Consider the following 22,749-nt stretch of genomic DNA (forward strand, 5'->3'; position numbering starts at 1 on the left):
AAACCGGCATGTAAACCGGCTTTTTTACAGGACGAAATTTAGTTGGTCTGTTAAAGCAGAATACGGGTTTTAATGGTGCCATCTATATGATTTAACTGCGCCAGCGCCTCATCACCGTCATCACTTTCAATATCAATCACCACGTAACCAATGTTTTCATTGGTATTCAGATACTGAGCTGCAATGTTGATTTCTTTATCTGCAAAAGAGCGGTTGATTTGATTCAAAACACCCGGAATATTTTTGTGAATATGTAATAAACGTGTGCTGCCACCATGACTTGGTAGTGATACTTCCGGGAAGTTAACCGCCGACAGAGTTGAGCCATTGTCGCTGTATTTCGCCAGTTTCCCTGCTACTTCAATGCCGATATTTTGTTGTGCTTCCTGTGTGCTGCCACCTACATGAGGACTTAAAATAACGTTATCGAATTCACGCAATACGGACTCAAATTCCTCATTGTTGGATTTGGGCTCAACCGGGAATACATCAATAGCGGCGCCGCTGATTTTCTTTTCACGCAGTGCTTCGGCCAGAGCATCAATATCCACTACGGTACCACGGGAAGCATTAATTAAAATCGCTCCCTGTTTCATGGTATCCAGTTCAGCTGCACCAATCATATTCTTGGTTTGAGGGGTTTCCGGAACATGTAAAGACACCACATCTGATGTTTTGAGTAATTCATTCAGGCTTTTAACCTGTGTGGAATTACCCAGTACCAGTTTGTCTTCAATATCGTAGAACTGCACCCGCATGCCCATATGTTCAGCCAGAATACTCAGCTGCGTTCCAATATGACCATAACCGATAATGCCCAGGGTTTTGCCACGTGCTTCATACGAGCCATTGGCACTTTTATCCCACTCACCTCTGTGAGCTTTGGCATTTTTTTCAGGAATGCCACGCAGTAATAACAGGATTTCGCCCAACACCAGTTCAGCAACCGAACGGGTGTTGGAAAATGGCGCATTAAATACCGGAATACCACGTGTTTGTGCTGCGGCTAAATCTACCTGATTGGTTCCTATGCAGAAGCAGCCAATCGCCACCAGTTTTTGTGCCGCATTGATCACCGCCTCTGATAAATGAGTGCGTGAGCGAATACCGATAAAATGCACATCCTGAATTTTTTCAATCAGCTCATCTTCAGGTAAAGATGTCTTTAAGTATTCAATGTTGGTGTAGCCATTCGATTTTAAAGTCTCCAGCGAGCTTTGGTGTAAACCTTCAAGTAACAGGATCTTAATTTTATCTTTTGGCAGTGACACATTGCTCATTGGTTTTGGTTTCCGTGATTAAGGGTAAAAGACATCTAGACGTCTAAAATACCAAACTATAATTCGCTTGAAAAGTACCCGACAAAGTTTTATTTGAGGGTTTGTACACCATTTTGTGATCCTACCAACACCACATCCGCTCCGCGATTGGCAAAAATACCATTGGTCACCACTCCAACAATATTGTTCAGTGTTTTTTCCAGTGTCGGGGGATCGATGATTTGCAGATTATATACGTCCAAAATGACGTTGCCGTTATCGGTTATTACACCTTCACGCCATACGGGATCGCCTCCGAGTTTAACGATTTCACGTGCCACATAAGAACGGGCCATGGGGATCACTTCAACCGGTAAAGGGAATTCACCTAATACATCAACTTGTTTGGAGTCATCGATAATACAGATGAATTTTCTGGCCACTGCCGCGACGATTTTTTCGCGGGTAAGGGCGGCGCCACCACCTTTTATCATGTGTTTATGCTGAGTAATTTCATCGGCACCATCCACATAAACATCAAAGTCACCCACAAAGTTTAAATCCATAACTTCAATGCCCATGGCTTTGAGTTTTTCGGTGGACGCCTCTGAGCTGGAAACAGCACCTTTAATTTTGTGTTTCACAGCTTCAAGCGCTTCGATAAAGTGATTGACCGTTGAGCCTGTGCCGACGCCAATTATGCTGTCATCTTCAATATATTCGATAGCGGCTTGCGCTACCTGACGTTTGAGTTCGTCCTGTGTCATATGAGTGTCCGGTTAGCCAGTATATGTGGCGCATAGAGTAGCCCAAAACCGGGTGTGGCTAAAGCGCAACCATCACACAATTTTACTTAGGCGCGGATCAACTGACTGGGGGTAATGATGGCGTGCAGAGGAACATCCCATGGTTGGGTAGCAAGCTGCTCACTCTGCTGGCATTCATGGGCTAAACCATACAATTTTGTTTTAAATTGCCTGGATTTTAATGGTGCAAGGGTGCGGTCATAAAAGCCGCCTCCCATGCCTAAACGATTGCCTGATTTATCAAACGCGACCAGTGGGGTAAATATGTAATCTATGTCCGATAGTGGCACGACATCACGGCAATCCCAGGTGGGCTCTGCAATGCCAAAACGATTATTCGCCATGCTTGTATCTGGCGTATAGCTCTGGAACGACAAGTGCCCCTGGCAAACTGGATGTAATACCGGCAAACACACGCGGATGTTGTGTTGCCAGCAATAGTGAATGACGTTGATTGGATCAATCTCGCCATCGTTTGCCAGATATAAGGCCACCATTGCATCGTTATCTATTAATTGATGCGTTTGAATTTGCTTGAGCAGACTAACACTGGCGATGGTTTGTTCATCAGCAGAGAGCTGCCTGCGCTGTTGGCGAAAATGCTGACGAAGTTGTGCCGGAGTTTGATTCATCTGAGCTGGTGCATCCTGTGCGTAAAAATCAGAATGAGGGTAGGCTCCCAAAATGCCGCCGTCCAGGTTTGCCCGTGAACCGAAAAGTTCAGGGCGGAGGTATCATCGTTGCCGCAGGCTTCTCGATACGAGTCGAGCTTGCACAAAAACAACCGAATCAACTTCCTTGGTAAAAAGCATCGGCAGGGACATGACTGAACTAGCAAACATCCCAGGAGACCATAGCGCGCATGCTAACAGTTCTTGACCTAAGGCAAAAGGACAAACTGTTATTGCGTATTTCAATTAGCTGTTAATTAGCCAAAATGATAGGATAAGCCAAATTTTTGAACTTTGCTGAATGCTTGTCGTGTATTTGTTAAACAATATAAATTACAACGGCTTGTGATAGCGTCCTCAGGATATTTAATTGAAAACTGCTAGTGAAATTTTTGAATCGTTAACCGCGTTGTTGCAACGTAATAACATAAGCACCGATGCCGCCGAAGTGCAGGGTATTTTAGTGGGTATGCTGGCAGGTGGAATGCCATTGGAAAGCCAGGACTGGAAAGCCTCTTTGGCCGATTTTACCAATCAGGGAGCTGCACTTTCGAATGAGATTGTGAACGTGATCAGTGATATCCAACAACAAAATTGTCAGCAATTAGTAGAAGCTGAATTTGCATTATCTTTGATTTTACCTGACGACGCTGCACCCATTAACGAGCGTGGTCGTGCATTAATTAACTGGATCCAGGGCTTTATGCTGGGATTTGGTCTGCATCAGGCTGACTTAACCAAATGCTCAGCTGATGTAAAAGAAGCGCTGGAAGATTTTTCTGAAATCAGCCGCATGGACGATGAAATGTCGGAAGACGAAGAATCTGAACAGGCGTTAAGTGAAGTGATGGAATATGTGCGCATCTCAGCCATGTTGTGTTTTAACGAACTGGGTCAAAGCGCAGATCAGGAACAGGCCACCCCAAAAACCATTCATTAATTCGGAACTTAGATGGATAAGTCTGTATTTTTTGAACGTCGTCAGCGCGTTATCGGGCAGCTGGCTGCAAACAGTGTGATGATTATTCCGGCTGCACGCGAAGTGACGCGTAGCCGCGATACTGAATACCCTTTTCGGCAGGATAGTTATTTTTATTATCTGACTGGCTTTAACGAGCCAGATGCCTGGCTGGTGTTATCCAATAGCGATGAGCACGAACAGCATATTTTGTATTGCCGTGATAAAGACCCACAGGCAGAAATCTGGCAAGGCATTCGCTTGGGGCCGGAGCAGGCGGAGATCCAACTCGGCATTGAAGCCGCTGATGCGCTGGAACAGTTCGAAGAACAGCTATCTGAATTACTCAATCAAAAATCACGTTTGTATTATGTGCGCGGCGTGGATAACGAAGCTGACGAACTGATTTTTTCCTGTCTGGATATGTTGCAACAAGCGGCACGTCAGGGCATGTCGGCACCAACGCAAATTGAGGACTGGCGCCCGATGTTAGATGACATGCGCCTGATTAAAGATCAGCATGAAATCGCCCTCATGCAAAAAGCGGCGGATATTTCGGTGTTAGCGCATCAACGCGCGATGCAATCCAGTCAGGCGGGCAAAATGGAGTATCAGTTGGAAGCGGATATTTTGCATGAATTTGCCAGTCACGGTGCCAGGTATCCAGCCTATAGCACCATTGTTGGTAGTGGTGGTAACGCCTGCATTTTGCATTACACCAACAACGACAGCGAGCTTAAAAACGGTGATTTGGTATTAATTGATGCCGGTGCTGAATATCAGGGTTATGCCGCCGATATCACGCGAACCTTTCCGGTAAATGGTCGGTTTACACCCGAACAAAAGGAACTGTATCAACTGGTACTGAGTGCCCAGCAAGCGGCTTTTGAGCAGGTAAAACCTGATAGCACTATGGTTAATGCCAGTGAAGCCGCGGTTAAGATTATTACTCAGGGGTTGCTCGATTTAGGTATTTTATCTGGTGAGCTGCAAGACAATATTGAGCAGCAAAGTTATCGTGACTTTTTTATGCACGGCATTGGTCACTGGCTTGGCCTGGATGTGCATGATGTTGGCAGTTATAAAGTGAATGGTGATAATCGCCCGTTAAAGCCCGGCATGGTGCTAACCATAGAGCCTGGCATTTATATCAGTCAAACCGCGGAAGTTGATGCCAAATGGCGTGGTATCGGTATTCGTATCGAAGACAATTTGTTGGTGACCGATGAGGGGCATATTAATCTTACCCAGGCCGCACCCAAGAGCATTGTTGATATTGAAACCTTAATGGAAAAACGCTGGGGAGAGCAGCTGGCATGACATCTGAATTTGATGTGGTGATTGCCGGTGGTGGCACCGTTGGTTTAACGCTGGCGCTGGCTCTTTGTCAGCAAACTGAGCTCAGTGTTGCCATTGTCGAAGCAAAAATCTATCAGGCTGATCAACTGCATCCCGGTTTTGATGCGCGTTCTATCGCTTTGGCTAAACATACGCAGGAAGTGCTAACGGGCCTGGGGCTCGATATTGCAGATTTAGGCACGGCAATTCAAAAAATTAAAGTTACCGATAAGGGCTTTGCTGGCCAGTGCTGGTTAGATGCTAAAGAACAACAACTGGATGCACTTGGGTTTGTGGTGGATTTACATCCGCTAGGTGAGCAATTACATCAGCTATTGCAGCAGCAGTCGCCACAACAATTACACTGGTTTTGCCCGGATAGCATCGAATCCTTAACCCAATATGCAGACAAGGTTGAGATTAGTCTGCAATCAGGTGCAGCGATTAGCGCTGGATTGCTGGTGGTGGCCGATGGCGCTAAATCCACTACCGCATCTTTGTTAAAAGCGGATTACCAAAGCGACGATTATCACCAATCAGCAATTATTGCCAATGTGGAAATGAGCCAGCCTCATCGACACATTGCGTATGAGCGTTTTACGCAAAAAGGTCCACTGGCGTTGTTACCGAGAGCGGGCAATACCTGCTCTTTGGTATGGACGGTGGCCAGAGATCAGCAGCAAGCCATGCTGGACATGCCGGATGCGCAATTTTTAACTGAGTTACAACAGGCCTTTGGTTACGATTTAGGTTTATTTAAAGCCGTCAGCCAGCGTTACGCTTATCCTTTGTCATTAACCCGTGCTTGTGAACAGCCTTTGCATCGTGCGGTATTAATTGGCAATGCCAGTCATACCTTGCATCCTATCGCCGGCCAAGGTTTTAACTTAGGATTGCGCGATGTCGAAGTGCTGGCTTATTTACTGGCGCAAGCCTGTTCAAATAAGCAGGATTGTGGCGAATTTTCGTTGTTACATCGTTATCATCAGGCGCGTAAACCCGATCATCAGCGGGTGATTGGCCTCACCGATTCATTAGTTCGAATATTCTCGAATCATGATTTTCCGTTGGTGATGTCACGCAATATCGGCTTGTCATTACTAAATGCATTTCCTTCGCTCAAATCAGCGCTGGCTGATCAGGCGATGGGATTTCTATCCCCCTCAATCAGTATGAAGAGACAATAATCCATGCAACGTTTTGATGTCGCCATTGTTGGTGCAGGCATGACCGGACTCACACTGGCATTAAGTCTGGTGAAATTGTGTGATGAAAATCCACTTAAGATTGTTTTGATTGATGCGGGTGAAAATCATTTTGTTGAGAGCGACACGCCATCCCTAAGAGTCAGTGCGATTAATCTGGCCAGTCAACGTGTATTTGAAAATCTGGGTATCTGGCAGCAAGTGATTAATTACCGCAGTCAGGCGTATCAAAGCATGCAGGTATGGGAGCAAGACAGTTTTGCCAGGATTGAGTTTGCCCATCATCAGTTAAAACACCCCCATTTGGGCACTATTGTCGAGAATGATGTGTTGCGGCATGCCTTGTGGCAACAGGCTGAACAGCATAGCCATATTGAGATCATCTCATCGCAAAAAATTCGCCAGTTCGACAGCAGTGAACATGAGGTTTATGTCAGCCTCGAGAACGGTGACAACTTAACCTGTAAGCTGATTGTGGGGGCTGATGGTGCAAACTCCTGGCTACGTCAGCAGGCTAATTTGCCATTAACCTTCAAAGATTATGGTCATCAGGCGATAGTCGCGACTATCAAAACCCAGTTGCCGCACAATAATAACGCACGACAAGTTTTCAGCCCTCGTGGTCCTTTGGCATTGTTGCCACTTTGGAAATCTGATTTATGTTCGATTGTGTGGTCACAAACCAGCGAACATGCGCAGCGTTTATTATCGTTGTCTGATAACGAATTTAATCAAGAACTGTCGGCCAGTTTTGATATGCAAGCGGGCTTGTGTGAAGTGCAAAGTGAGCGCGTGAGCTTCCCGCTCACCATGCGTTATGTCAGGCGCTGGAGTAAGGAGCGTTTAACCTTAATTGGTGATGCGGCACATACCATTCATCCGCTCGCCGGTCAGGGCGCAAATTTAGGTTTTATGGACGCGGCAGCGCTAGCCGAGGTGGTCGCGAATGCGCACCAGACAGGCAAAGATATTGGCCAGTTAAGTTTATTACGGGGTTATGAGCGCTGGCGTAAAACCGAAGCGGCAAAAATGATTGCGGCGATGCAGGGGTTTAAAGGTTTGTTTGGCAATGCCGACCCAATCCTCAAAACATTGCGTGGTGTCGGTATGCGTTTAACCTATCACTTGCCGATGTTAAAACAACCCTTTATGCAACAGGCCGCTGGTTTAGATGGCGAATTGCCGGGGCTGGCAAGACCAGCTTCAATAGTCAGCTAATTCTATTTCCAGCCAATGCCTTGTTCGGTTTTTTGTATCATACGTAATCCGGCCATTTCAGTGACTAATTGCTCTGGAATGGCCGTATTCAATGGAAATTGAACGGTATTGCCCGATAGCGTATAGGCCTGTAATTGATCCTTAAACGCATCGATAACCGATGGGGTAGGATGCAGGCTGATATGTTTAGTGAAGGCGGCATACACATACAAAATCCCATCATCCACTAAAGCCGGTTTTCCCCATTTTAATTCATCAACCGCATTAGGATTGGCTGCCAGTAAACAGGCTCTTAACTCGTTAAGCCGTTGTTGAGCAAGCGCTGGTTTGCTGGCGATATATTGCTGTACGGTGCTGGATTTATCTGGCATATCTTCTTCCTGAATTTGCGAAAGTTAGCTCAATATAAAGTGAGCTTTTTGCATGTTCAATGCTATTTAGCTCACCATATTCAACTCAGGATTAAACCAGCATTTCCAGTAAACTATTAAGATAGCGACGCCCTAGTTGGGTAACCTGAACAATTTGTGGTGTAAGTTCAATTAAGCCTTTATCTGCTGCCTGCTGAAGGTTTTTAGCCAGGCCATAGTCTGCTAGTTCAAGGCCAGTAAACAGCTCATAGTGCTCGAGTGGACAGGGCTCAACCAGACGCAAGCGGTTCATCATAAATTCAAAGGGTTTGTCTTCATCGGCAACTAACGTGTTTTCAGATAAATAAGGCTTGGCTAAATCCATATAACCTTTGGGATGTTTGACTTTTACCCGTCGTTCAATGCGTCCATCGGCATAAGTGATTTTGCCATGGGCACCGCAGCCAATGCCGATGTAATCGCCATAACGCCAGTAGTTTAAATTGTGCTGGCACTGATGCCCGGACTGGCTGTAACCGGATATTTCGTATTGCTGATAACCTGCCGCATTAAGTAATTCGTGCCCTTGTTGCTGAATCTCCCACAATACATCGTCTTCGGGTAATACCGGTGGTTTAGACGCAAACAAGGTATTAGGTTCAATGGTTAACTGATACCAGGACAAATGCGGTGGTTGCTGGGCAATTGCGGTTTTGAGATCAAACAGTGCGTTATCAAGTGATTGATCCGGCAGGCCGTGCATTAAATCCAGATTAAAACTACGCAAGTTAGCGGCTTTGGCAAAACCTGCTGCGCGCTGCGCTTGCTGTGCATCATGAATACGTCCCAGCGCTTTGAGTTTGTCCTGCTGAAAACTTTGTACACCAATCGAAATACGATTAACGCCCGCTTGTTGAAAGCCATTAAATTTGCCGGTTTCAACCGTGCCTGGATTGGCCTCTAAGGTGATTTCTGCGTCTTGGTGCAAATTAACCCGCTCGGCCACCCCTGTCAGAATGTGAGCTATACTCTCGGCGGAAAACAAGCTGGGTGTACCACCGCCAAAAAAGATGCTGATCACCTCGCGTTGACCAACTAATTTTGCCTCTTCGGCTAAGTCATCGAGTAAATGCGCAATATATTCCGTCTCAGGCAAGTCACTTTTTTGTCCATGGGAATTAAAATCACAGTAGGGACATTTTTGTACACACCAGGGAATGTGGATGTAAAGTGATAAGGGCGGCAATTGCATTTCGCTCACCTTATTTTTCCTGTGTCAGGCTGGTCAGCAATTGTTTTAATGCCAGTCCGCGATGGCTAATCGCATTTTTGTCGGCTTTGCTAAGTTCCGCAGAGCTGCAGTTAAGCTCACTCACCCAAAAAACCGGGTCATAACCAAAACCGCCATCACCATGGCGCTCGTGGGTAATAGTGCCGTGCCAGCGTCCTTCACAAATAATCGGCGTTGGGTCATCCGCGTGGCGCATATACACCAGCACACAAATAAAATAGGCATCGCGATTTTCGATGTTGTGCATATTGCTTAACAGCTTATCAATATTACTGCCGTCATTGGCATCGCTTCCGGCATAACGCGCTGAATAAATACCCGGCGCGCCATTTAATGCGCTCACGACTAATCCAGAGTCATCGGCAATGGCGGGCAAGCCAGTTATTTTGGCAGCATGACGAGCTTTGATAATCGCGTTTTCCACAAAGGTAGTGCCGGTTTCGGGTACCTCTTCAACATTGAAGTGACTTTGTGGCAAGACCTCTAAATTAAGTGGTGCCAGCATCGCGCATAATTCATTGACCTTGCCCTGATTTCCACTGGCAAGGACGATTTGTTGGGTCATGGTTATCTCCGGATATCGCGCCTGATGATGATTAATTGTAACCGAGCGCTCAAATGGGGCGCCATGGTAATGCGCTGAAGTGAAATTGTCGAAAGTTTAGCGCCAGTCCTGCCAGATTTTTTAATTTTTGCAGCAGTAACTTACGATATACTAGGCAGCATTATTTACGCTCAAATTAACAGACAGTGTCATTGAATTCAGATTCACCCAGCCGCGCGTTTATTTTGCATAAACGTGAATACCGCGAAACCAGTTATCTGGTGGATGCGTTTTGTGTCGGGCAGGGCAAAGTCAGTTTTGTGGCTAAAGGCGTGCGCAGCGCTAAAAGCGGACTGAAGAGTTTGCTACAGCCTTTTCAGCCGGTGGAGCTGCAATTTTACGGCAAGCACCAACTGAAGAATCTGGCCGCATGTGAGTCTGTGGGGCGCAGTATTAATCTGCAAGGTAAAAGTCTGTATTGCGGCCTTTATTTAAATGAATTGCTTAATCGCCTGTTATTAAGTGACTACCCTTGTGATGAGTTGTTTGAGCATTATCAGCAAAGTTTACTGCAACTGGCAGCTGGTAATGATTTAGAGCCGGTACTGCGTGAATTTGAGCTTAATTTATTACAGGATTTGGGTTACGGCTTTGACTTTAGTGCTGATGCCACACAAAACGCCATTGCGCCCGATGGAACCTATCAATGGATTGCCGAACAGGGATTTGTGCCGGTTTATGCCACCCAGCAGCTTAAACATGTGTTTATTGGGGCTGATTTACTGGCCGTGGCCGGTTTTGACTGGACGGCATCCAGCATGAGCGCCGCTAAATTATTATGCCGTATGGCATTACAACCGCTTTTAGGCAGTAAGCCGTTAAAAAGCCGCGAATTATTTATGAGGGAAAACAGTTGAAACAAGACATTTTACTGGGTGTAAACATCGATCATATCGCGACCTTGCGTAACGCGCGTGGAACCAGCTTTCCAGATCCAGTGCACGCTGCAGAAATTGCGGAACGTGCCGGTGCTGACGGCATTACTGTACATTTGCGCGAAGACAGACGCCATATTACTGATCGTGATGTGAATTTGTTAAGTCAGACCATTCAAACCCGCATGAATCTGGAAATGGCCGTCACCGATGAAATGCTGAAAATTGCCCTTAAAACCAAACCCGCGTTTTGTTGTTTGGTGCCGGAAAAACGCGAAGAGCTAACCACTGAAGGTGGCTTAAATGTAGTAGGTAATATCGAAGCCATTACTCATGCCTGTAAAGCCCTGGCGGATAACGGCACTATCGTATCGTTGTTTATTGATCCGGATAATCAGCAAATTCATGCTGCGCGCCAGTGTGGTGCCGAGTTTATTGAAATTCACACCGGCGCATATGCTGAAGCCGAAAATGAAAAACAGCGAGATGCTGAATTGCAGCGCATTAAAGAGGCGGTAACCTATGCCGTATCAATTGGCCTGAAAGTGAATGCAGGTCATGGTTTGAATTATCACAACGTTAAACCGATTGCGGCGATTGAGCAGATCATCGAATTAAATATTGGTCATGCGATTATTGCCCGTGCAGCCTTTGACGGTCTGGCTAAAGCCGTAGCGGACATGCGTGCCTTGATGCAAGAGGCACGAGCTTAATGGCCATTGCCGGCATGGGCACCGATATTGTTGAAATCGCCCGCATAGAACAACAACTTGCCAGAACCAACCGTCTGGCAAAACGCATTTTGACCGAAAACGAATTTGCGCGTTTTAGTTCGCATAATTTTCCGGCACGTTTTCTGGCAAAGCGTTTTGCTGCCAAAGAAGCCGCAGTAAAAGCGGCCGGACTAGGTATAGGTAACGGTGTGAGTTTTACCGATGTGGAAGTGCATAACCTTGAATCAGGTCAGCCTTATCTGGCGTTTTACGGCAAAATGCAGCAATGGTGCGAGCAGCAAGGTGTCACACGGTCACATATTTCTATTTCAGATGAACAGGCGTACGCCGTCGCTACGGTAATTTTGGAAATTTAATGGTTCAAATATTCAAGGCACCGAAAAAAAGTCCTAAAAAAAATACCCCGTTAAAACGCAGTTTAAGCATAGATACCGTTGATCATCATGGGGTCGGGGTGTGTCGTTCACACTCACCTGTGGTGTTTGTGGAACAAGCGTTGCCGGGCGAACAATGTGATGTACTGATCCATGAGCAGAAAAAACATCTGTGGCGCGGTAAAACCGTTAAAGTGGTTAAGGCCAGTGAGGCGCGGGTTAAACCCTTTTGCCCACATTTTAAAGAGTGTGGAGGTTGTCAGAACCAACATGCAGATAGTGAGCAGTTGCTTACGCTAAAGCAAACTGCGGTTGATGAACTGGTGAAACGTCAAAGTGGTTTTGATGGCCTGAACTGGCAAGCGCCTTTAAGCTCATCCTCGACCGGTTATCGACGTAAAGCGCGCTTAGCCATAGATTCGCAACATGGCAAATTTGAACTGGGTTTTCGCGCCGAAAACAGCAAGCGCATTATTGATATCAGCGAATGTCAGGTGTTAACGCCAGCTTTGCAAACGCTGTTGCCAGCGTTAAAAGCCTGTATGTTGCGCTTTAACAATAAAAAGTCACTTGGTCATATCAGTCTGTTTGATGCGGATAATCAGCTGCAGGTTTGCCTGCGCATTACCGCTGATTTAAACGTAAAAGATAAGTCATTACTTACTGACTTTGCCCAAAATAACCACTGTGAATTGCTCATCGAACGCCAAAAAGGACAGTTTGAATCTATAACCGGTGAATTGAAACCCGCCAGTTACGTATTAAACGACGGTACTGAACTAGTGGTGCAGCCAGACGATTTTGTGCAGGTTAATCGCGAAGTGAATCGCGCTATGGTTAATCAGGCTAGTGATTGGCTAGATATAAAACCTGATGACAGCGTGCTCGATTTATTTTGTGGTTTAGGCAACTTCAGTTTGCCACTGGCTAAACACGCCAAAGCGGTAATCGGTGTTGAAGGCGTGGATAACATGGTGCAACGCGCGGCGCAAAATGCTGCACATAATCAGATCGAAAATTGCCGGTTTGTGCAGGCCGATTTATTTGAAGTTGACTGGCTTAAAAAATTACCACACGCAGATTTTAGTAAAGTGTTGCTCGATCCCGCGCGTGCCGGTGCCAGTGATGTGGTGCCGTCTTTAATCAAACTCAATCCACAGCGCATAGTGTATGTGAGTTGTAATCCTGCAACCTTTGCGCGTGATATCACACAATTAAAACAAGGTGGATATCAGCTGGACAAAATTTCCCTGCTTGATATGTTTCCTCATACGGTGCACACCGAATTAATGGCGTTATTTATAAGAGGTTAAACACACAGCAAAATGGTTTCTATTCGTAAAGTTCACGAACAACAATCTGACTCATTTCAGGACTGGCTAAATCAGTTAACGCTTGCACAAGCTTGTAAACAGCTTTTAAGTGGTACCGCGCAAAAGCTTGGCGATGTGCCAGTCGTGTCGATGGAAATGGTGGAGATTTTACATGAACTGCATATGGACGATGAAACCTTGCAGGCTGCGATGCTGCTGCCGGTATGTGAACAACAACATTGGCAAATTGAAACCATCAATGAGAGGTTTTCACCGGCTATTGGCGAGCTTATTAGCGGTGCACGCCAGATGGATGCCATCCGTGGCCTGAATAACAATAAAAAAGCCAAAAGCAGCGAAGCGCAAATCGATAATGTCAGACGCATGTTGTTGTCTATGGTGCAGGATGTGCGCGCTGTGGTTCTTAAACTGGCTGAACGCATTTGCCAGTTGCGTCAGGTTAAAGATGCCGACGAAGAAACACGTGTATTGGTGGCCAAAGAATGTGCCAGCATCTACGCCCCTTTGGCTAATCGGTTGGGCATCGGTCAGTTAAAATGGGAGCTGGAAGATTTATCTTTTCGTTATCTGCATCCGGTGACCTACAAACAAATTGCCGGATTGCTGCACGAAAAGCGTACCGATCGCGAGCAGTATATTGAAGATTTTGTTTCCAATTTGCAGGCCAGCTTGGATGCAGAAAATATAAAAGCCGAGGTGTATGGCCGGCCTAAACATATTTTCAGTATCTGGAAAAAGATGCAGAAAAAACATCTGGGTTTTGAACAACTGTTTGACATCCGCGCGGTGCGTATTATTGCCGATCGCTTACAGGATTGTTATGGCGCGCTGGGTATCGTACACGCGCAGTTTAAACACATTCCGCGTGAGTTTGATGATTATATTGCTACGCCCAAACCCAATGGCTATCAGTCTATTCATACGGTCATTAATGGCCCGCAGGGCAAAACCATTGAAATTCAGATTCGCACTCAGGCGATGCATCAGGAATCGGAATTAGGCGTTGCCGCGCACTGGAAATACAAAGAAGGCAGTACAGGCAGCCGTTCCAGTTACGATGAAAAAATCAGCTGGTTACGTAAAATTCTGGCGTGGCAGGAAGAAATGGCTGAATCCGGCGATATTGTTGAAGAGCTGCGCAGCCAGGTATTTGAAGACAGGGTCTATGTGTTTACCCCAAGCGGTGATGTAATTGACTTGCCCATGGGTTCAACCCCGTTGGATTTTGCCTATTACATTCACAGCAATGTGGGGCACCGCTGTATTGGTGCCAAAGTCTTTGGACGCATTGTGCCATTTACTTATCAGCTGCAAACCGGTGATCAGGTTGAAATCTTAACCGGCAAACGCAGTAACCCCAGCCGCGACTGGATGAACCCCAGTTTGGGATATATTCATTCTTCGCGGGCCCGCGCCAAAATACAGACCTGGTTTAAAAAGCAGGACCGAGATAAAAACCTGCAGGCTGGTAAAGAAGCCTTAGAGCGTGAACTGCATAAAGCCAATGTGGATACCAAGCAGGTGGGGGATGCCTGTGAAAAATTCAATTTCAATCATCTGGATGATTTATACGTTGCGGTAGGTGCAGGCGATGTAAGAATTAATCAGGTGGTAAATTATCTGGCGCAGCGTTTTGCACCGCCTGCCACAATAGATCCGCGTTTGAAGAAACGTTCATCATCTCGTGTGGCTAAGGACAGTGTGGAAGTGGAAGGCGTGGGTAACTTAATGACCCAGTTAGCCGGTTGCTGTCATCCACTTCCGGGCGATCCTATTCAGGGTTATGTGACCATGGGACGCGGAGTGAGTGTGCATAAGGAAGATTGTGATCAGTTGCATCATTTACTGGATGAACATCCTGAACGTTATATCGAGGTTAACTGGGCCTCTGAACATACCGGCCAGTTTGAAACCAATATCGAAGTGATTTGCAATGACAGAGACGGTTTATTGCGTGATATCACCACAGTGCTGGCCAACGAAAAAGTCGGTTTGTTAGGGGTGAATAGTTTGAGTAACCCCAAAGATAACAGCGCACGTATTCAGCTTAAACTTGAGGTGAAAGACCTTAATTCGCTGGCCAAAATGATGGCGCGTCTGGATAAAATTAATGCCGTGCAGGCAGTGCGCCGGATTGAAAACTAATGTCGTCACAGATTAATCGCCTGTTGGATATTATGGCCCGTTTACGCGATCCACAAACGGGCTGCCCGTGGGATATTAAACAAGATTTTGCCAGCGTAGTGCCTTACACCATTGAAGAAGCTTATGAACTGGCTGACGCCATTGACGATGGCAATCTGGATGATATCCGTGATGAATTAGGCGATTTGTTGTTCCAGGTAGTGTTTTATGCTCAGCTGGGTAAAGAGCAACAGGCCTTTGATTTTGAACAAGTGGCACAAAGCATTGCCGATAAACTGGTTCGCCGTCATCCCCATGTATTTGCTGAACAAAACGTTGAAGAAGCTGATTTGGCTAATCAGTGGGATGCAATTAAACAAGCCGAACGTGCCGCAAAAGGTTTAGCTGAAGGTACCAGCATTCTGGCGAATATCCCCGCTGGCATGGAGCCGTTACTTAAAGCTGATAAAATTCAAAAACGTTGTGCCAAAGTTGGTTTTGACTGGCCTGAACTTGAACCTGTCGTAGACAAAATCCATGAAGAAATTGACGAAGTCCTGCAGGAAGTGAATGCCAAGCAGGTTAATCAGCAATTGATTGAAGAAGAAGTCGGCGATTTGTTATTTGCCGTGGTGAATCTGGCGCGGCATCTTAAGGTGGACCCACAAGCTGCGCTACGTATCGCTAATCGTAAATTTGAGCAGCGTTTTCGTGCGGTAGAGCACTTGCTCGGCTCTCAGGGTAAGTCGCTGCAAAACAGCTCTTTGCATGAAATGGAAGCCGCGTGGCAGCAGGTTAAAAACACCAGTTCCTGAGTTCAGGAGATTAAGGTAATGGATTACCATGAGGATCCAGGCTAACTATATCGCCCGCTTTTAACTGTTTACCTGGCAAGCTTATATCTTCACCAGGTTGAATTTTTTTGAGCAACATATGACGTACGTACAATAAGCTGTTTCGGCCATAGTTCCGGCCATTTAACCTAAATGAATCACCCATAAAATAGCTGTCGTAGGGCTGTTGAGCACCAATATAAACGCTGGATGGCTGATACAAACTAAAACTGCTGTTTCTTGGCGCGATGATCGCCAGTGCTTTTTCATTCTCGGTTATGATTGAGGCAATAATACGCGCTTCTGCCAATATCCCTTTATATAAAAAATACTGGTTTGATGCATTGTCATAGACAAACTGGCTCTGACCTTTGAGCAGGTAATTAAATAGCGAATAATTGATATTCTTAAAAGGTGATGCAGAACTGAGCTGACCGTCAGCATTAAACTGAACTTCCATATCCACAGGTAGAACCAAATTGTGGTTTCCCGGACGACTGTTCGCCAGCAATGTTGCATTTCTGATTTGGCCGTTGCTCCAGAACAGCACGTAACTGTCCTGCATATATTTAAGATGATTTTTATTGAGCTCTTTAGCCAGTGTACCCGCTTTAACTTGTCCATTTTCAAAAAAAGATATGGCGGTTGCCTGTTTAAACTGGAAGCCATTTTGACTGAAGTTTTCTTTTAACAGGCCGCTGGCTAATTGTCCGCTGGGGTAAAAGGTTACAGGTTTTGATGAACTGATAAACGCACCTTGATAATAAGCATCCTGTGACAGGCTGGCGCTGACTGCTTTTTCATTTAATTGGCTACTGTACAGCACCCTGTCCTGAGCATGGGCAACGAAAGCGCTGAAAGTAATTAACAAAAGACTTGATTTTTTCATTTCACATCCTTGTAAAATAGCAAAGCAGAGGGGCTTAACCCGGACCCATAAAGGTATTTCTACCGTTAGCTTTCGCCTTGTATAACTGTTGATCCGCTTTAAGCGTTAACGGAGAATCATCCAGATCATTACCGCTTTTATGCGCAATGCCAATACTAATGGTAATGATGCCAAAGGGGGAATGGTTATGTTCGATATTCAGCGACTGAACTTTCTCTATGGTTTTCTGGGCCAGTAATTTAACGCCTTCAACCTCTGTATCAGGTAAAACGGCAACAAATTCTTCGCCGCCGAACCGTGCAATGATGTCACTAGGGCGCTGAAATACTGATTGCAGACAGTCTGCTATCATCACCAGACAATCGTCACCAGATAAATGACCATAGTTATCATTGTATTGTTTGAAGAAGTCGATATCTATCATCATTAACGATAACGGTTGATTGCAACGCTTGGAGTGATTGATTTGACGTAAATAATAATCATCAAAATAACGACGATTATAAACGCCTGTCAGACCGTCAAAATAGGCGAGATCTCTTAACCAGTCAGTTTGAAATTTAAGGGTTAACTGCGCTTTAACTCTATTACGCAGAGTAACAGGATTAACGGGTTTGGTTAGAAAGTCTATGCCGCCGGCTTCCCAACATTCATCTTCTTCATCCTGTTCTGTCAGGCCGGTCACAAATATCACCGGAATGGTCGCCAGTTCTTCCATCTCTTTCATTTGACGGCAGGTTTCCAAACCATCCATCTCTGGCATAACCACGTCCATTAAAACCAAATCCGGCTGATTATTAAGACAAAAATCTATGGCTTGTTTACCTGAGGTTGCCATGTATACATTATAGTCCTGAGACAAGGTTTGATTAATCAACTGGATATTAATGGGTTGATCGTCCACGACCAATATTTTGGCTTGCACCAGCGAAGCTGCATAATTTTGTTTTAATTTCTTAGCAATTAAGCTTGCGCTCATGACAGTTGTTCCTTGAGGATTTTAATTTGTTCACCTGCAGTTATAAAATCCAGCTTATTTAGAGCATTGTCAACAACTTGCGTAATCGCACTGTCTATATTGGTTAGTTGCGGACGTAGTGATGAAAATAAATCCAGAGCGCGCATATTGGATTCTTCCAACAATCTCAGTAACTGGTTAACCTCTGCAGTTAATGACGCGTTATTATCATTGTTTTTTTCTGGTAGAAGTTGATCTGGTTCTAACAATGCGCTGATTTGTTCAATTTGTTTTTTACTTAAGGCTGCTAAAGTATAAAAACGGCTGATATCCAGTTCCTGTATAGGTTGTTTTTGTTTAAGTTGGTTATCCAGCTCTTTGGCAAATTCTGCCAGTTCTGTAAAACCGGCGGTTTCAGCTGTTCCCTTAAGGGTATGGAATATTCGCACAATAAGTTCACGATCCGACGCCAGTTCTTCACGTTTTAGTTGTCGCTGATAGGTATCAAGATCATCTGCCAGTGAGACTATGATGCGTTTATACAGCTTGTGTGAATGTCCCAGCCGGTTTAGTGCAGTGGTAATATCTATGTGGTTAAGTTCACATACACGCTCCAGCTCATGGGAAAGCTGAAAACGGGTGTCCGTCACTGCAGGTTGTTTTTGTTGAATTGCGCCTTTGGGAAGGTTTTTCAAAATAATGTCAACCAATTCTTCAATTTCAAACGGTTTGCCTAAGTGGTCATTCATGCCTGCGGCAAAACAGGCGTCTTTGTCACTTTGCATGGCATTTGCTGTCATTGCAACTATCGGAATTTGTTTTAATGACGGCATTTTTCGAATGCGTTCTGTCGTCTGATATCCATCAAGATCAGGCATTTGAATGTCCATCAGAATTAAGTCAAATGGCAATACGCAGTTTTCCAGTTCTTTAAGCGCATAGGTTCCGCCATCGGCAATGACCACCGTTGCCCCTTGCAGCGTGAGTAACTCTGAGGCTACCAGCTGATTGGTTGGATTATCCTCCACCAGCAATAACCGTAACCCCGCAAGTTTTTTATCCATATTGTCTGTGTGTAGGTTGGATTTTGTCTGCATAATATTGTTAGCTGCCAGCGCATCATTAATAATATTGAGGATCATATTTTTTGTTACCGGCTTTTCTAAAAATCCATTAAATAACTTCTCCGCTGACTGATGTTTTTGTGCCAGTAATTCACGGCTGTAGGCGGATATCATCACCACCATCGGAATGTTATCTTCAGTTTGAATCTCACGAATTTGTTCCGCGGTTTGCCAACCGTCAAGCCCGGGCATTTTCCAGTCAAGGAAGATCAGTTGGTAGTCAGTATTGGCTCTTTTGGCTTCGCGAATCAATCTAAGGCCTTCGAAACCTGAGCTGGCTGCATCTACTTTCCAGCCTAAACTTTCAATAATGTCCGTTAATATGATTCTGGCCTGTTCGTTATCATCAACAATTAATACTCTTAAATCGTCATTGCTCACTTTGTTATCGTGAGGTTCAATCGCGTTGATATCTTTGGGCAAGGTGAGGGAAAACCAGAAATGACTCCCCTGACCGACTTTGCTTGTTACTTCAATCCTGCTATTCATCAATTCCACCAAACGTTTACTAATAGATAAACCAAGTCCGCTGCCACCGTAGCGGCGACTAGTAGATGTCTCCGCCTGATTAAAGCTGGTGAATATCTGACTTATTTGCTCTTTGGTCATGCCTATGCCGGTGTCTTTGACACTAAACATCAGTGTCATCTCTTTATCAGTCTGTTGTTCTATTTTTATGCCAACAACAACGTCACCTTGCTCTGTAAATTTAATGGCGTTGCCTGCCAGATTCAGTATTACTTGTTTTAATCGAAGAGGGTCACCGATAACATTAAGCGGACTTTGAGTGGGTAAATCATAAATAACTTCAATATCTTTATTTTGCAGGTTGGCGGAAAGAATAATGCTGATATCCTGCATAAACTGGTGTAGCTCAAAATGTTGTTGCTCCAGTTCTATTTTTCCTGCTTCAATTTTAGAAAAATCCAGTATGTCATTGAGTAAACCAAGCATCGATTTTGCGGCTGTTTGTACTTTCGACAGATAATCGTCCTGACGTTCATTGAGCTCGGTCTGCTTGAGCAACTGAACCAAGCCGAGTATCGCGTTCATCGGCGTACGTATTTCATGACTCATATTAGCCAGAAACGCAGACTTTGCCTGATTCGCTGCATCGGCTTGATCTTTAGCTGTTGCCAGTTCCTGCTGACGTTGTAACTGTTCCGCAATATTGCGCGCAGAAATATAAATAAAATCTTCGCCAGATAAATAAACCAGTGTTGAGGTCAGTGATACCGGAATGTTGTCGCTATTGAAGGGGATGAAGTCTGTATTAACGTTTAAACGCTGATTGTTGCGCAGTTGTTGCAGATATTCCGGCCATTCTTCTTTTGCAAAGTATGAACATAGTTGTGAAATGGGCGTGTCTATCAGGGCTTTTTGAGTCTGTTCAAGCTGAATGCAAGCTGCGCGGTTGGCTTTAATTATTTTCCCTTCACTATTGAGCCATAACCCTATATCTGACGTATGTTCTGTTGAGAGTTTGGCTAAATCCAGCTCGAATTCGAGTTTTTTGTGTTCTGTCATATCAAACAGGATCGCCAAATAGCCATTTGTAACCTCATGCTCATTACGTAATGGTCTGATACTCAGGTTTATCTGACATGTTGTGAGATCTTTTCGTACGTAAGACCATTCGGTGTTTTTACTGGCGCTATCGCTTGCTAGTGCGAACAGTACCTCTATGTCATGATTAATTTTGCGTCCAAGCTGAGCTTCCAGTTTTAATGCAAATTGCTGTAATTCCTCAATATCGTGAAAATCAGTCAGGGTTAAATTTCCCACGGCTTCTCTGGCACTGTATCCAAGTATTTTTTCTGCTGCGGGGTTAAACAGGGTGACGATACCGTGTAAGTCAGTGGCGATAATGCCGTATCCTGAGCTTTCTAAAATAGATTGTTGCAAGGCTGATACTTTAGCAATTTCTGCTGTACGCAATTTTATTTGCTGTTCTAAATGTTCGTTAGCGTTGAGTAAAGCTTGTTCTGCCTTTTTGATATGTGAAATATCTACCATGGTGACGGCTGAACCAGTTACTTTGCCATGTTCATCCAGTATTGGGGTTACATTGATGGATACCGGTATTTCAATTCCATCCCGTGTTTTACGTACAGTATCCAGCGAACGTATTTTGTCCCCACTTTGCATGGTAGCGATAATTCGCTGTTCCTCGGCTAATTTGTGTTGAGGAATAATGAGCTGTGTTACCGGAGTGCCAAGTGCTTCCGATTCAGAATAATGAAACATTTGTTCTGCTGCTGGATTCCAGCTGGTAATTATTCCTTTATTGTCTTTACCTATTATCGCTTCGTTTGCATTGGTGACAATTGCAGCAAGTTCAGCCTGTTGTTTTTGTACCAGTGCGCGGCGCATTAAGTTTTGTTGCACAACCCATACAATAATGGCGAGCAAGGCACTGAAAAACAGTATTAGCCGGAACCAGATGTGTGGGTTTTGTAGCGGCAATGATTGAATAAATTGATCACTGGCTGTGATTTCAATCAGCCATTTGCGGCCATATACATCTAACTGATATTCCGCCTTATAGTTATTGTTTACTTTTGACTGACTTGTTTGGGAAAAAAATGCGACGGGATGCTGTTCATCCATATCGGTTATCTGGATAGCAGTGTCGTTTGATATACTGGCAATATTATCCAGTATTTCTCCTATTAACAGTGGAGTATAGGTCCAGCCAATTGTATGCCGCAGTCGTTGTGTCGGATTGGGGGGGACGCTATCCTCATAAACTGGCATTAATAACAAAAATCCGTGATGACTTAGTTTTTTCGCCTGCACTAATGTAATTGGGCCTGTCAGTCTAAGTTCATTATTGATGGCTGCATCAATTGCAGTCTGACGGCGATTACTCTCCGAACCAATATCCAGTCCAATGGCTTCTTTGTTATTACTTTCTGGCTCAATATACTGAATAACGAATAATTCATCGTCATGCTGATTAAGCTGAGTGATTTTGAATGGCTTGCCTCTGTCTTCACGCATTTGTTGCTCAAATGCTTCGCGCTGCTCGGGCTGAATGCGACGGATAAATCCAAATCCCCGCGAACCCGGGAATTCTTTGTGATAGTCACGACTGCGCGTGTACCGCAACATTTCCTGATAGTCGAAGTAATTTTCATTACTGACTAATGCCCCGCGAAATCCACGCAAACCATATTGATAAAGCGTGACTTTTTCTTTTACCTGCTGACTGATTTCAACCACTTTTTCCTGAAGCTTTTGATAAATCTCCTCATTATTTTGTTGGGTATATTGTGTTTCTATTCCTTTGCCAAAGATTAAACCTGTGAGCAAAACAAGGATTGGCAGACACCACACTAAAAGTGAATTATGTGTATTACCGTAAAAAAGTGCTTTAACAGCGTTTACAAATTGCTGAGATCGCATGGGTTATAGAATCCTTGTGCTAACGTGGTACTAGTCACATCCATTCAACACTGGTTTGATGAATTAACTACTGCTGCTTTTAATTCAGTCTGGCACTGATCTTCTGACTTTTGCATATTTTACTGTTACTAAAACAGGGTAAATTACTTAGTAGTCAGACAATTAATATAGCTCAATTTTTTTAAAACATATTGTTTCGTATAGCAGAGATTTTATACGATTCTTTTTATTAAGGAGATGACTGGCTTCAAGTTAACGTATTGATTTTAAATATATTTATCAGTTTTGATTAAGTAGGAAATACACACTCTAATCGTTCTGGATGCTCTTCAGTTGCCTTCCTTGAAGGGCAGTAATTTTACGTAAAAGTTAACGAAAACATTAATAAACGTGTCG

19 protein-coding genes and 1 other RNA gene are annotated in these 22,749 nt (G+C 44.6%); 10 read left to right on the plus strand and 10 right to left on the minus strand.

Annotated features, from left to right (window positions below; all coding sequences use genetic code 11):
- Positions 1-50: 50 nt before the first annotated feature.
- The 4 genes from serA to ssrS form a co-directional block, all read right to left on the minus strand.
- Complete coding sequence (gene serA / locus H8B19_RS13260) at positions 51-1,280, minus strand: phosphoglycerate dehydrogenase (protein WP_186507378.1); 1,230 nt, start codon at positions 1,278-1,280, stop codon at positions 51-53.
- 89 nt (positions 1,281-1,369) lie between these two features.
- A complete protein-coding gene (gene rpiA / locus H8B19_RS13265) occupies positions 1,370-2,026 on the minus strand; it encodes a ribose-5-phosphate isomerase RpiA (RefSeq protein ID WP_186507379.1) in 657 nt (218 codons plus the stop codon).
- 86 nt (positions 2,027-2,112) lie between these two features.
- Positions 2,113-2,697: a 5-formyltetrahydrofolate cyclo-ligase gene (locus H8B19_RS13270; RefSeq protein ID WP_186507380.1), complete on the minus strand. Its 585-nt coding sequence runs from the start codon at positions 2,695-2,697 to the stop codon at positions 2,113-2,115.
- Between the two features lie 40 nt (positions 2,698-2,737).
- Positions 2,738-2,918: non-coding RNA, 6S RNA (gene ssrS, locus H8B19_RS13275), on the minus strand.
- 188 nt (positions 2,919-3,106) lie between these two features.
- Between ssrS and H8B19_RS13280 the strand changes: the two genes are divergently transcribed.
- From H8B19_RS13280 to H8B19_RS13295, 4 genes are read left to right on the plus strand one after another with little or no spacing between them, the layout of a single operon-like run.
- Positions 3,107-3,676, plus strand: coding sequence for a UPF0149 family protein (locus tag H8B19_RS13280; RefSeq protein WP_186507381.1), 570 nt, complete (start codon positions 3,107-3,109; stop codon positions 3,674-3,676).
- A 12-nt stretch (positions 3,677-3,688) separates the two neighbouring features.
- Complete coding sequence (gene pepP / locus H8B19_RS13285; protein ID WP_186507382.1) at positions 3,689-5,014, plus strand: Xaa-Pro aminopeptidase; 1,326 nt, start codon at positions 3,689-3,691, stop codon at positions 5,012-5,014.
- Positions 5,011-6,219 (plus strand): 2-octaprenyl-6-methoxyphenyl hydroxylase, encoded by a 1,209-nt coding sequence (gene ubiH, locus H8B19_RS13290; protein ID WP_186507383.1) that lies wholly within the window; start codon positions 5,011-5,013, stop codon positions 6,217-6,219. The genes pepP and ubiH overlap by 4 nt, the downstream gene beginning before the upstream one ends.
- A 3-nt stretch (positions 6,220-6,222) precedes the next feature.
- Positions 6,223-7,455, plus strand: a complete 1,233-nt coding sequence (locus H8B19_RS13295; RefSeq protein ID WP_186507384.1) for an FAD-dependent monooxygenase — start codon at positions 6,223-6,225, stop codon at positions 7,453-7,455.
- A gap of 2 nt (positions 7,456-7,457) precedes the next feature.
- Here H8B19_RS13295 and H8B19_RS13300 read toward each other — a convergent pair whose 3' ends face one another.
- The 3 genes from H8B19_RS13300 to rdgB all read right to left on the minus strand — a co-directional run bounded on the left by H8B19_RS13300 (position 7,458) and on the right by rdgB (position 9,661).
- Complete coding sequence (locus H8B19_RS13300; protein WP_186507385.1) at positions 7,458-7,826, minus strand: iron chaperone; 369 nt, start codon at positions 7,824-7,826, stop codon at positions 7,458-7,460.
- Positions 7,827-7,917: 91 nt separating this feature from the next.
- Entirely contained in the window at positions 7,918-9,057 is a 1,140-nt protein-coding gene (gene hemW / locus H8B19_RS13305; RefSeq protein ID WP_186507451.1) for a radical SAM family heme chaperone HemW, read from the minus strand.
- 10 nt (positions 9,058-9,067) lie between these two features.
- Positions 9,068-9,661 carry an RdgB/HAM1 family non-canonical purine NTP pyrophosphatase gene (rdgB, locus tag H8B19_RS13310; RefSeq protein ID WP_186507386.1) on the minus strand — a complete coding sequence of 198 codons (594 nt, stop codon included), beginning with the start codon at positions 9,659-9,661 and terminating at the stop codon, positions 9,068-9,070.
- Between the two features lie 185 nt (positions 9,662-9,846).
- On the opposite strand from rdgB, the gene recO reads away from it, so the two are divergent.
- The 6 genes from recO to mazG are packed head-to-tail and all read left to right on the plus strand — an operon-like array spanning position 9,847 to position 15,956.
- Positions 9,847-10,557, plus strand: a complete 711-nt coding sequence (gene recO, locus H8B19_RS13315; protein WP_338401528.1) for a DNA repair protein RecO — start codon at positions 9,847-9,849, stop codon at positions 10,555-10,557.
- Positions 10,554-11,288 (plus strand): pyridoxine 5'-phosphate synthase, encoded by a 735-nt coding sequence (pdxJ, locus tag H8B19_RS13320; RefSeq protein WP_186507387.1) that lies wholly within the window; start codon positions 10,554-10,556, stop codon positions 11,286-11,288. The genes recO and pdxJ overlap by 4 nt, the downstream gene beginning before the upstream one ends.
- Positions 11,288-11,665 carry a holo-ACP synthase gene (gene acpS, locus H8B19_RS13325; protein WP_186507388.1) on the plus strand — a complete coding sequence of 126 codons (378 nt, stop codon included), beginning with the start codon at positions 11,288-11,290 and terminating at the stop codon, positions 11,663-11,665. Before pdxJ ends, acpS begins: the two co-directional genes overlap by 1 nt.
- Positions 11,665-12,996: a 23S rRNA (uracil(1939)-C(5))-methyltransferase RlmD gene (rlmD, locus tag H8B19_RS13330; protein ID WP_186507389.1), complete on the plus strand. Its 1,332-nt coding sequence runs from the start codon at positions 11,665-11,667 to the stop codon at positions 12,994-12,996. Before acpS ends, rlmD begins: the two co-directional genes overlap by 1 nt.
- A gap of 12 nt (positions 12,997-13,008) precedes the next feature.
- Entirely contained in the window at positions 13,009-15,162 is a 2,154-nt protein-coding gene (gene relA / locus H8B19_RS13335; RefSeq protein WP_186507390.1) for a GTP diphosphokinase, read from the plus strand.
- On the plus strand, positions 15,162-15,956 hold the full coding sequence (mazG, locus tag H8B19_RS13340; protein WP_186507391.1) for a nucleoside triphosphate pyrophosphohydrolase: 795 nt from the start codon (positions 15,162-15,164) through the stop codon (positions 15,954-15,956). The genes relA and mazG overlap by 1 nt, the downstream gene beginning before the upstream one ends.
- Positions 15,957-15,966: 10 nt before the next feature.
- On the opposite strand, the gene H8B19_RS13345 is transcribed toward mazG, so the two are convergent.
- Genes H8B19_RS13345 through H8B19_RS13355 form a run of 3 tightly spaced genes read right to left on the minus strand, consistent with a single transcriptional unit; the run spans position 15,967 to position 22,353 of the window.
- Positions 15,967-16,863 carry a hypothetical protein gene (locus H8B19_RS13345; protein ID WP_186507392.1) on the minus strand — a complete coding sequence of 299 codons (897 nt, stop codon included), beginning with the start codon at positions 16,861-16,863 and terminating at the stop codon, positions 15,967-15,969.
- A gap of 34 nt (positions 16,864-16,897) precedes the next feature.
- Entirely contained in the window at positions 16,898-17,842 is a 945-nt protein-coding gene (locus tag H8B19_RS13350; protein ID WP_186507393.1) for a diguanylate cyclase, read from the minus strand.
- Positions 17,839-22,353, minus strand: a complete 4,515-nt coding sequence (locus H8B19_RS13355) for a PAS domain-containing hybrid sensor histidine kinase/response regulator (protein ID WP_186507394.1) — start codon at positions 22,351-22,353, stop codon at positions 17,839-17,841. The genes H8B19_RS13350 and H8B19_RS13355 overlap by 4 nt, the downstream gene beginning before the upstream one ends.
- Between the last annotated feature and the right edge of the window lie 396 nt (positions 22,354-22,749).

Source organism: Neptunicella marina, from assembly GCF_014270035.1.
GTDB lineage: Bacteria > Pseudomonadota > Gammaproteobacteria > Enterobacterales > Alteromonadaceae > Neptunicella > Neptunicella marina.

What these genes read in the sequence shown, in the direction of transcription:
- acpS (WP_186507388.1), top strand. Translation starts at nt 11,288, where the DNA reads ATGGCCATTGCCGGCATGGGCACCGATATTGTTGAAATCGCCCGCATA.
- hemW (WP_186507451.1), bottom strand. Translation starts at nt 9,057, where the DNA reads ATGCAATTGCCGCCCTTATCACTTTACATCCACATTCCCTGGTGTGTA.
- pepP (WP_186507382.1), top strand. Translation starts at nt 3,689, where the DNA reads ATGGATAAGTCTGTATTTTTTGAACGTCGTCAGCGCGTTATCGGGCAG.
- serA (WP_186507378.1), bottom strand. Translation starts at nt 1,280, where the DNA reads ATGAGCAATGTGTCACTGCCAAAAGATAAAATTAAGATCCTGTTACTT.
- rpiA (WP_186507379.1), bottom strand. Translation starts at nt 2,026, where the DNA reads ATGACACAGGACGAACTCAAACGTCAGGTAGCGCAAGCCGCTATCGAA.
- H8B19_RS13350 (WP_186507393.1), bottom strand. Translation starts at nt 17,842, where the DNA reads ATGAGCGCAAGCTTAATTGCTAAGAAATTAAAACAAAATTATGCAGCT.
- H8B19_RS13270 (WP_186507380.1), bottom strand. Translation starts at nt 2,697, where the DNA reads ATGAATCAAACTCCGGCACAACTTCGTCAGCATTTTCGCCAACAGCGC.
- rdgB (WP_186507386.1), bottom strand. Translation starts at nt 9,661, where the DNA reads ATGACCCAACAAATCGTCCTTGCCAGTGGAAATCAGGGCAAGGTCAAT.
- H8B19_RS13300 (WP_186507385.1), bottom strand. Translation starts at nt 7,826, where the DNA reads ATGCCAGATAAATCCAGCACCGTACAGCAATATATCGCCAGCAAACCA.
- H8B19_RS13295 (WP_186507384.1), top strand. Translation starts at nt 6,223, where the DNA reads ATGCAACGTTTTGATGTCGCCATTGTTGGTGCAGGCATGACCGGACTC.
- H8B19_RS13355 (WP_186507394.1), bottom strand. Translation starts at nt 22,353, where the DNA reads ATGCGATCTCAGCAATTTGTAAACGCTGTTAAAGCACTTTTTTACGGT.
- H8B19_RS13345 (WP_186507392.1), bottom strand. Translation starts at nt 16,863, where the DNA reads ATGAAAAAATCAAGTCTTTTGTTAATTACTTTCAGCGCTTTCGTTGCC.
- mazG (WP_186507391.1), top strand. Translation starts at nt 15,162, where the DNA reads ATGTCGTCACAGATTAATCGCCTGTTGGATATTATGGCCCGTTTACGC.
- rlmD (WP_186507389.1), top strand. Translation starts at nt 11,665, where the DNA reads ATGGTTCAAATATTCAAGGCACCGAAAAAAAGTCCTAAAAAAAATACC.
- ubiH (WP_186507383.1), top strand. Translation starts at nt 5,011, where the DNA reads ATGACATCTGAATTTGATGTGGTGATTGCCGGTGGTGGCACCGTTGGT.
- relA (WP_186507390.1), top strand. Translation starts at nt 13,009, where the DNA reads ATGGTTTCTATTCGTAAAGTTCACGAACAACAATCTGACTCATTTCAG.